The 9,736-nt window shown below is 60.2% G+C and carries 8 protein-coding genes; 4 read left to right on the forward strand and 4 right to left on the reverse strand.

The genetic code is table 11. The features are described from left to right. From ACRC1E_RS12660 to ACRC1E_RS12675, 4 genes are all read left to right on the forward strand, one after another. Positions 1-2,324: ATP-binding protein (locus tag ACRC1E_RS12660; protein WP_438515451.1), on the forward strand; the 2,324-nt coding region annotated here is incomplete at its 5' end. Then, positions 2,308-3,420: a response regulator gene (locus ACRC1E_RS12665; protein WP_438515452.1), complete on the forward strand. Its 1,113-nt coding sequence runs from the start codon at positions 2,308-2,310 to the stop codon at positions 3,418-3,420. The genes ACRC1E_RS12660 and ACRC1E_RS12665, both read left to right, overlap by 17 nt. A 175-nt stretch (positions 3,421-3,595) precedes the next feature. Further along, positions 3,596-4,894 (forward strand): hemolysin family protein, encoded by a 1,299-nt coding sequence (locus tag ACRC1E_RS12670; RefSeq protein ID WP_438515453.1) that lies wholly within the window; start codon positions 3,596-3,598, stop codon positions 4,892-4,894. A gap of 180 nt (positions 4,895-5,074) precedes the next feature. Then, positions 5,075-6,571, forward strand: a complete 1,497-nt coding sequence (locus ACRC1E_RS12675) for a SulP family inorganic anion transporter (protein ID WP_438515454.1) — start codon at positions 5,075-5,077, stop codon at positions 6,569-6,571. A 104-nt stretch (positions 6,572-6,675) separates the two neighbouring features. Here ACRC1E_RS12675 and ACRC1E_RS12680 read toward each other — a convergent pair whose 3' ends face one another. From ACRC1E_RS12680 to ACRC1E_RS12695, 4 genes are all read right to left on the reverse strand, one after another. After that, entirely contained in the window at positions 6,676-7,221 is a 546-nt protein-coding gene (locus ACRC1E_RS12680; RefSeq protein WP_438515455.1) for a hypothetical protein, read from the reverse strand. After that, entirely contained in the window at positions 7,205-8,773 is a 1,569-nt protein-coding gene (locus ACRC1E_RS12685; RefSeq protein ID WP_438515456.1) for a cryptochrome/photolyase family protein, read from the reverse strand. Before ACRC1E_RS12685 ends, ACRC1E_RS12680 begins: the two co-directional genes overlap by 17 nt. Continuing rightward, complete coding sequence (locus tag ACRC1E_RS12690) at positions 8,766-8,960, reverse strand: DUF2256 domain-containing protein (RefSeq protein WP_438515457.1); 195 nt, start codon at positions 8,958-8,960, stop codon at positions 8,766-8,768. The genes ACRC1E_RS12685 and ACRC1E_RS12690 overlap by 8 nt, the downstream gene beginning before the upstream one ends. Before the next feature lie 155 nt (positions 8,961-9,115). Further along, on the reverse strand, positions 9,116-9,736 hold a 621-nt coding region (locus ACRC1E_RS12695; protein WP_438515458.1), incomplete at its 5' end, for a methyl-accepting chemotaxis protein.

A 9,736-nucleotide genomic window follows, 5' to 3' on the forward strand; every position in this document is an offset into this window, starting at 1 on the left:
TGATCCGTCAAGGCACGCTGCTGCAAAAGGAAATGCCGATTCCGTTTGCCGATGGCCTGATGCATGACACCCTGTACTGGGTCTCGGGTTTTGTGCGTAGCGATGGGCGCACCGGCGGGCTGGTGGGGACTTTTGTCGATATCAGCGAGCGCAAACAAATGGAAGCCTCGCTGCTGCAGGCCAACGAGCGGCTGGCGCTGGCGCAGGAAGCGGGACGGGTCGGAGTGTTTGATCTGGATCTGGCGAGCGGCGTCAATTACTGGACGCCGCAGCTGGAAAAAATGTTCGGTCTGGCGCCGGGCGAGTTTGCCGGCACCCTGTCGGCGTGGCAGGCCTTGCTGCACCCGGATGACAGGGACGCCGCGCTGCGGCATTTTGCCCGTGCACTGAAGGGCGAGCACGACACCTTCGAGGATGACTGGCGCATCGTGCAGCCCTCGGGCGATGAGCGCTGGCTGCATGTGAATGCGCGCATTTTGCGTGACGATCACGGGATGCCGGTGCGTGCCATCGGCGTCAATGTCGATGTCAACGATCTGGTCAGCGCGCGCGAGGCCGCGCGCGAATCGGCCCGCGTCAAGGCGGATTTTCTGGCCAATATGAGCCACGAAATCCGTACCCCGATGAATGCCATCATCGGCATGACCCATCTGGCCTTGAGTACCGATCTTTCTGCCCGCCAGCGCGATTATCTGGACAAGATTGCGCTGTCCAGCCGCCACCTCTTGGGCATCATCAACGATATCCTCGATTTTTCCCGCGTCGAATCCGGCAAACTCACGCTGGAGGCGGTGCCGTTTGCCCTGTCGGCGGTGCTGGATAATGTGCGCAATCTGCTGGGCGAACGTGCCAGCAGCAAGCAGCTGGCGCTGCGCACCGAGGTGGCGGCCGATGTGCCGGCCATGCTGCTTGGCGACCCTTTGCGTCTGGGGCAAATCCTGATCAATTACACCGGCAATGCCATCAAGTTTACCGGGGCAGGCGAGGTGGTGATACGCGTGCAACTGGATGACGAAGAGGGTGACAAGGTCGCGCTACTGCTGTCGGTCACGGATACCGGCATCGGCTTGAGTCCGGACGAATGCGGGCGCTTGTTTCAGCCCTTCGAGCAAGCCGATGCCTCCACCACGCGCCAGTATGGCGGCACCGGTTTGGGCTTGGCCATTTCGCGCCGTCTGGCCGGCTTGATGGGGGGGGAGGTCGGGGTTGATAGCGAGCAAGGCAAGGGCAGCACCTTCTGGGCGCGGGTGTGGCTTGCACGTGCGCAGGAAGGTACGCAATTGTCGCAGCCCATCCCCGCGCCGGCAGGCGTGGGCCCTTTGCTTGCCGGCGCACGCATTTTGCTGGCGGAAGACAATGCACTTAACCAGCAGGTGGCATGCGAGCTATTGACGCACGCCGGTGCGGTAGTGGAGGTCGCGGAGGATGGGCAGGCGGCGCTGACGCTGGTGCAGCAAAAACCGTTCGATCTGGTGCTGATGGATATGCAGATGCCGGTGATGGACGGCCTGGCCGCTACCCGCGCCATCCGTGCCTTACCCGGCCTTGCGGCGCTGCCCATTCTGGCCATGACCGCCAGTGCCATGCCGGCAGACCGGGCGCTGTGCATCGCAGCCGGCATGAATGACCATATCGTCAAGCCGATTGAGCCTGCCATCTTGTATGCCACGCTGCAGCACTGGCTGGCGCTGGCCGCACCGCCTGCCTTGCCGCTTGCCGGTTTTGACGGGTTTTCACCGGCAGAGGGTTTGCGCCGCTGTGGCGGGCGGCCGGCGTTCTATCTGGATTTGCTGCGCGAGTTTGTTTCAACGCAAGCTGATGCCGCCCGCGCGGTCGCGCTTGATCTGTCGGCCGAGCCGGCCGCTGCCCGTTTGCGCGTACATAGCCTGCGTGGTGTGGCGGGAAATCTGGGGGCGACAGCGTTGCAAGATGCGGCGGCGGTGCTGGAAACCGCGCTTGGCGCAGGCAAGGGCGAGGAGGCGCTGGCGGGTTTTAGTGCGGCACTGGTGGCGTTGTGTACCCATCTGGCGACTGCATTGCCGGCCAAGCCCGCGCCGGAGCCCGCGCCTGCCGTGATGGATGAAGCCGCACTACGGATGACCGTGTCGCAGTTGCTGGCCTTGATCGATGGCAGTGAAGCGGCGGCAGGGGAACTGTTCGCGCGCGAAGAGCCGGCTTTGCGTAAGGTGCTGGGAGCGGGGCTTTCGCAGGTCGCGGCGGCGCTTGCCCGTTTTGATTTTGATGAGGCCGGTGAATTATTGCGCCGGCTGGCAGCTGCGCAGGGGCTGATGCCTTTAGGAGAGCAGGATGGAAATCATGGATAAGGGCATGCAGGATACGCGGCCGGTGGTGCTGGTGGTGGATGATATGCCGGACAATCTGCTGCTGATGGGCGAGCTGCTAAAAAATGATTACCGCGTCAAGCTCGCACCCAGTGGCGAGAAGGGCTTGCGCATCGCCAATAGTACGCCGCAGCCGCAGCTGGTGTTGCTGGACATCATGATGCCGGATATCGACGGCTATGAAGTCTGTACCCGGCTCAAGGCGGATGAGCGCACCCGTGATATTCCGGTGATTTTTCTCACCGCCTTGTCCCGGGAAGAAGACGAGACGCGCGGCTTTGCCTTGGGCGCGGTCGATTACATCACCAAGCCCATCAGCCCGCCTATCGTGCTGGCGCGGGTGGCGACCCATCTATTGCTCAAGGCCGCCGCCGATTTTTTGCGTGACCAGAATGCTTTTCTCGAGCAGGAGGTGAGGCGGCGTACGGACGAAGTACAGGCTATCCAGGATGTCACTATTCACGCCATGGCGAGCCTGGCCGAGACGCGCGACAATGAAACCGGCAGCCATATCCGCCGTACCCAGTTTTACGTCAAGGCGCTGGCGATCGAGCTTGCACGCGTACCGCGCTATGCAGCAACCCTGAGTGCGCACGCCATCGATGTACTGTTCAAGTCGGCCCCCTTGCACGATATCGGCAAGGTCGGCATTCCCGACGCCATCCTGCTCAAGCCCGACCGGCTGACGCCGCAAGAGTTTGCCATCATGCAGCAGCACACCACGCTGGGACGCGATGCCATCTTGCATGCCGAACAACTGCTGGGTATGCAAGTGCCTTTTCTTGAGTGCGCCAAGGACATCGCCTATTCGCATCAGGAAAAATGGGATGGCTCGGGCTATCCGCAGGGTTTGGCGGGCGAGGCCATCCCGCTGGCCGCAAGGCTGATGGCGCTGGCGGATGTCTACGATGCACTGATTAGCCGCCGCGTCTACAAGGCGGGGCTGCCGCATGCCATCGCGCGCGGCATTATCGTCAATGGCAGTGCGACCCACTTTGACCCGCAAGTGGTCGAGGCTTTTATTGGCTGCGAAGACGAGTTCCAGCGTATTGCCGAGCGCTTCGCCGATGTGGGCTAGGGTTTTGCTTACTGCATATAGGTAACGGCAGGATTTGCCTGTATCATCATCCGGTCTTTAATTCGGGAAAGGTTTATGCAGGCTTGGCCTGTGTGAATATGGCGCGTTTACCCTGTTGTCCTTGTGTTGCTGTGTGTCGCATTAGCTGTCTTCGTCTGTCTGCACGGAGGCTGATGTGGAATTCCTGATTCTGATTGGTCTGATTATTCTTAACGGCCTGTTTGCCATGAGCGAGATCGCGCTGGTCACGGCACGACGCTCCCGCCTGTCCGTATTGGCCTCGGAAGGGGATGCAGCCGCCAAAGTCGCGCTCAAACTGGGTGAAAACCCGACCCGATTTTTATCCACCATCCAGATCGGCATTACCTCTATCGGCATCCTCAACGGTATCGTTGGCGAGGCGGTATTGGCAGAGCCCTTGTCCATTTGGCTGCAGGCACTGGGCTTGCAGCAAGCGCCGGCGAGTATAGGCTCGACGGTGCTGGTGGTGATGGTGATTACCTATCTGTCCATCGTTGTCGGCGAACTGGTGCCCAAGCGTATCGGCCAGTTTGCCCCCGAAGCCATTGCGCGGCGGATTGCCCGCCCCATGCAGTTGCTGGCACTGGCGACCCGGCCTTTTGTGCATTTGCTGGCCTGGTCGACCGAGACCTTGCTGCGGCTGATGGGGGTGCGCGAACAAGCCAGCTCGGGCGTTACCGAAGAAGAAATCCAGACCATGCTGGACGAGGGCAGCGAGCAGGGCACTATCGATCAGCAGCAGCATGAAATGCTGCGCAATGTCTTCCGGCTCGATGACCGGCAACTGGGCTCGCTGATGATTCCACGCTCGGATGTGGTGTATCTGGATAGCAGCTTGCCTTTTGCCGACAACCTGCAGCGCCTGACGGACTCCGAGTACTCGCGCTTTCCGGTGTGTACCGGCAGTCTGGACAAGTTGCTGGGGGTGATCCACGCCAAACAGGCCTTGATGCTGACGCTGGATGGCGCTGAGCCCGATTTGCTGGGCCCGCTGCAGCCTTGCCTGTTCGTGCCCGAGACGCTGACCGGGATGGAACTACTGGAACAGTTCCGCGCCAATAGCATGCAAATGGCTTTTGTGGTCGACGAATATGGCGAAATAGAAGGCATTGTGACCCTGCACGACTTGCTGGAGGCAGTCACCGGCGAATTCGCCCCGCGCAGCGCCGACGATGCATGGGCACTGCAGCGTGCCGATGGCTCGTGGTTGCTGGACGGCACTATTCCTATCCCGGAAATGAAAGACCGGCTGTCGCTCAGGCTGCTGCCGGAAGAGGATAAGGGGCGCTATCACACCCTGTCCGGGATGCTGATGCTGCTATTGGGACGGGTGCCTAAAACGGGTGATATTGCCCACTGGCAAGGCTGGCAGTTCGAGGTGGTGGACATGGACGAGATGCGTATCGACAAAGTGCTGGCTACGCAGGAACCCGAGCCGCTTGTGGAAGAATAGCGGCGCGGGTTCACGCTTGAATGCCATCCCGGAGCCGGTTTGTAAAAAGTAGAAAGAGATGGCCGGTGTCTGCCCCAGCGTGTGCTGGGGCTTTCTTTTTTATTAATTCAGGCGTTATTCCGATGTAAAAAAACCAGTTAAATCACCATAAAATCCGAATAAACTGACTGGACACACAGCATGAATAAATACGCAATCAAGACTGAATTTTTCAGCGGGCTTACTGTTGCACTCGCTCTTGTTCCCGAGGCGATTGCCTTCGCATTGATTGCACAGGTTAGCCCTCTGACCGGCCTTTATGCGGCCTTCTTTCTCTGTCTTATTACGGCACTTTTTGGCGGTCGCCCCGGCATGATTTCAGGTGCGACTGGTGCGCTGGCCGTCGTCATGGTGAGCCTGGTGGTACAGCATGGCGTCGAGTATTTATTCGCCAGCGTGGTACTGATGGGCTTGTTGCAACTGACTTTCGGTGCACTGAAACTCGGGAAATTTATCCGTATGGTGCCCCATTCTGTGATGTTGGGTTTTGTGAATGGCCTGGCTATCGTGATCTTCCTCGCACAGTTCGGGCACTTTAGGACAGAGGGTGCATGGATGAATAGCCAGCAGCTGATGGTCATGGCCGGCCTGATTGCGCTTACGATGACCATCATCTACCTGCTGCCGAAAGTGTCCACTGCCATTCCATCTGCACTTGCCGCTATCTTGATAGTGGCAGGCTTGGTGGCCGCCGTTGGCATTGATACAAAAACCGTGGGCGACATGGGTTCTATTGCCGGTGGACTTCCGCTGTTCCACATTCCCCAAGTGCCGCTGACGCTGGAAACTTTGTACATCATCGCGCCTTACTCGCTGATCCTTGCTGCCATTGGCCTGATCGAGTCTTTGCTGACCCTGAATCTGGTGGACGAGATCACCAATACCCGTGGTCAGCCTAATCGTGAGTCATTGGCTCAAGGCGCTGCAAACGTAGTCGCCGGTTTTTTTGCCACCATGGGCGGCTGCGCGATGATTGGCCAGAGCATGATCAACATCGATAGCGGCGCACGCCAGCGCCTTTCCGGTGTTGTTGCGGCGGTGTTCTTGCTTGGCTTTATTTTGTTTTTGTCGCGCTGGATCGAAATGATTCCTGTCGCCGCGCTAGTGGGCTTGATGTTCGTGGTCGCAGAAAAAACTTTCGAATGGGGTAGTTTGCAGGCCCTGAAAAAGATTCCGCGTCAGGATGCCATCATTGTGATAGGGGTGACGGTCATCACGGTGATGACAGATCTGGCCATTGCGGTGCTGTGCGGCGTGATTTTCGCAGCCCTGGTCTTTGCTTGGCAGCAGGCCAAACAAATCAGTGTTCGTGCGCGTACGGATGAGCAGGGCTGGAAGGTTTACGAGCTGGAAGGCAGCTTGTTTTTCGCCTCTACCGCGAATTTTGCCGAACAGTTTTCCCCCAAAGAAGATCCGCAACATGTGGTGATTGAGTTCCGGAATGCGAAGGTTGTCGATCATTCTGCCGTTGAGGCGATTGATGCCCTGGCAACACGCTATCAACTGGAAGGAAAAATCTTGCATTTGCGTCATCTCAGCCCTGACTGCCTGGAGCTGCTGGATAAAGCAAAGGGTATGGTCGAGGTCAACGCTTACGAAGATCCGCATTACCACATTGCCGATAACAAACTAGGTTGATCAGGATGCGGTAGCTGCGGTGTGCCTGCCACTGGCGGCTGTCTTCTGGCCATCGCCGTCATGTTCGTGACGCTTGCCAGAATGCACCCACAGCAGCAAGGGGCTCAGGCCCTTGATGCGAGCAGGTCTGAGGCGCAGGCGAAGCCGGCGCTCGCTTCGCGCCACCATCGTGAAAACGATACGCAAGGTTTTTGCACCGGCGGGAACAATTCCGGCGCCGCGACGCAGTGGGCAAAGTTTGCCTGCCAGGGCAAGAGATGTGGCTCGGCAATGCTTTGGTAGGCGGCTACGGGCAGGGGGCCTGCGTGCAAATCGTGCAAAATCTCCGCGCCGCGATGAAGCCAGACATGGCGAAAATATGCACGCCAGCCCAGTTCGTACACGAACTTGTGCTGCATGGGGAGCGGGTGGCGTGCGTTGACCACGCGTAGGACATCATCCAGACCAAGCAAACCGTGCGTGATATAAGGCGACAGGCCGCTGACGTGCCCGTTTAGCGTGTTGCGTGTCCTTGCGTAAGCGTCAGGCTGGAAGGCATCAAGTCGCGCGTAGGCGGCAGCGAGCGTCGCTTCGAGCGGCACGTTCGCGTCGGGCGCGAGCGGGTGGTCCAGGCTGCCTGTGTGTGTTTCCTGCTTATGCCAGCGTGTCATGACCGACCTCGTGAAGGCGCAATGCGGCTGCGCGTTGACTGACTGCCTGCTTTTCCTCATCGCTCAGGCGGCCAAGATTCTTGATCTGCAGCGCCATACGCGGGTGGGCGGCGAATCTTTGTTCGTGGCGCAGCAGGAAGTCCCAATACAAGGTGGTGAAGGGGCAGGCAGCCTCGCCGGTTTTTTGCTCCGGGCGATAGCGGCAGGTCTTGCAGTAGGGACTCATGCGCTGGATGTACTTGCCGGTCGCAGCGTAGGGCTTGCTGGCCATCAGCCCGCCATCAGCGTACTGGCTCATGCCGAGGACGTTGGGCAGTTCGACCCACTCGACTGCGTCGACGTATACCGCCAGAAACCATGCGTGTATTTGCCGTGGCTGTACCCCCAGCAGCAGGGCGTACAGGCCGACTACCATCAGGCGCTGGATGTGGTTGGCGTAGCCGTGCGTCAGCGTCTGGCGGATCACGTCACGCAGGCAGGCAAAGTCGGTTGCGCCGTTCCAGTACCACGCGGGTAAATCCTGACCGGCATCAAGGGCGTTCAGGTCGGCGTAGGCCGGCATCTGCATCCAGTACACGCCGCGGACGTATTCGCGCCAGCCAAGGATCTGGCGGATAAAGCCTTCAACGCTGGCCAGCGGGGCTTGTCCGGCATGGTAGGCCTGTTCAGCGGCTGCAATCACTTCACGCGGGTCTAGGAGTTTCAGGTTGAGCGCGGCGGACAAATGGGCGTGGTAAAGCCAGGGTTCGTCTGGCCACATCGCATCCTGATACTGGCCAAAGAGCGGTAGCCGCGCGTTGACGAAGCTTTGCAGCGCTTGCAATGCCTGCACACGCGTGACCGGCCAGGCAAAGTGTTCAAGCGAGCCTGGCAGGTGGGCGAGTTGCTGCTCGATCAGCGTGATCACTTCGCGCGTGATCCGGTCGGGCGGTGTGCTGTAGCGGGCTGGATGCAGGTCTAGCCCCGCGGATGGAAGGGGGTTGCGGTTGTCCGTATCGAAGTTCCAGCGCCCGCCCAGCGGACGCGCCTCCTTGCTGTCTTCTTCCAGTAGCACGCGAAAGCGTTTGCGCTGTTCGCGGTAAAACGCCTCCATGCGTAGTGCCTTGCGCCCCCGCATGTGGTCGGCAAAATTGCCTTCACTAACCAGGAAATGGCGGTCCTCGCGCACCGTCAGCGGCAAGTTCATCGCCAGTGCGACGGCTCGGATCGCTTGCAGGACGCGCCACTCGCCAGGCTGGGTCATTACCAGTTGTACCGGTTGCAGGTGCTCAAGGTCGGCGGCAAGCTGGGTGTCGAGGCTGCCGGCGTTCCGGGGCGCATCCAGTTTTGTGTAGTGCAGTGCCCGGCCGGCTGCCTGCAGCTCGAGCGCAAAGTGGCGCATTGCCGAGAGAAACAGCGCGCTGCGCTGTTTGCTCGAGCCGTAGCGGGTCGACTCTTGGGTGACCTCCGCCATCCATACCGCATCAAGCGCAGGGTCGAAGCCGTCAAAGGCGGCGGCGTCGAGGTTTAGTTGGTCACCCAGTACGATGACGAGCGTGCGTAGTTTAGCCACGGGGTCCTTTCAGGCGCCGGCATGCATCCGAACAATAGCGGACTTCGTCCCAGTTCTTCGCCCAGCGCCGGCGCCAGCGCATCGGACGGCCACAGGCGGCGCAGAGCTTGTACGGCAGTGCCGCCGGCTGATGGTGATAGCGTGCGCCCGGCGATGCGGGTGTGGCAGTGTGCTTTTTGTTGGGCATGGCGAGCGTCGGGGAGCCTGCAAGGGCGGCCGGAGGGCGGCGGCCTCTACGGCAGTCTACACCGAATTTTCACGGCGATCCCTTGGGCATGGCAAATCCGTTCGGGCGGTGGAGTTGGCCGCCGATGAAAGATTGCCGTGCCCAAGGGCAGTGCGTCAGGTGCGAAAGCGCGAGACCGATTCCTGCAGGGTGGATGCCAGTCTATCCAGCTCGGCGACGGCCTTGACGGTGTGGCCAATGGCAATATCGTTTTCGCGTGCCCGCTCGGCGATGGTGTCGATATTGTGGGTCACCGCTGCGCTGCTCTGCTTTTGCTGTTCGGTGACCGCTGCGATCTGTTGCAGGCCATCGCTGACGTCGGCGACCGACGCCCGGGTGGCATCCAATACGGCAACGACCTGTTCGGTCGACTGGCGGCTGGCGGCCAGTCGCTGCAGGCTTTCATCCAGAGCATCGCGCACGGCGATTGTTTTCGGGCCCAGTGCGCTGGTGACGCGGTCTATCTGGCTTGCCGAAGTAGCCGATTTCTCCGCCAGCTTGCGTACTTCATCGGCAACGACGGCAAAGCCGCGGCCGGCTTCGCCGGCGCGTGCCGCTTCAATGGCGGCGTTAAGCGCCAACAGATTGGTCTGCTCGGCGATTTCGCGCACCTGGCGCGTCATGTCGGTGATTTCACCGGTGGATTGGATAAAGTCGTGCTCGGCTTCGGCCATCAGCCGGACCGCCGCTTCGACCTGTATGGCTTCTTCGCGCAGTTTGTTCAGACTCTGGCGGCC

Source organism: Craterilacuibacter sp. (assembly GCF_051659485.1).
Classification (GTDB): Bacteria; Pseudomonadota; Gammaproteobacteria; order Burkholderiales; family Chromobacteriaceae; genus Craterilacuibacter.

Coding starts and splice junctions, on each gene's coding strand:
- ACRC1E_RS12665 (WP_438515452.1), top strand. CDS start 2,308: ATGGAAATCATGGATAAGGGCATGCAGGATACGCGGCCGGTGGTGCTG.
- ACRC1E_RS12675 (WP_438515454.1), top strand. CDS start 5,075: ATGAATAAATACGCAATCAAGACTGAATTTTTCAGCGGGCTTACTGTT.
- ACRC1E_RS12680 (WP_438515455.1), bottom strand. CDS start 7,221: ATGACACGCTGGCATAAGCAGGAAACACACACAGGCAGCCTGGACCAC.
- ACRC1E_RS12690 (WP_438515457.1), bottom strand. CDS start 8,960: ATGCCCAACAAAAAGCACACTGCCACACCCGCATCGCCGGGCGCACGC.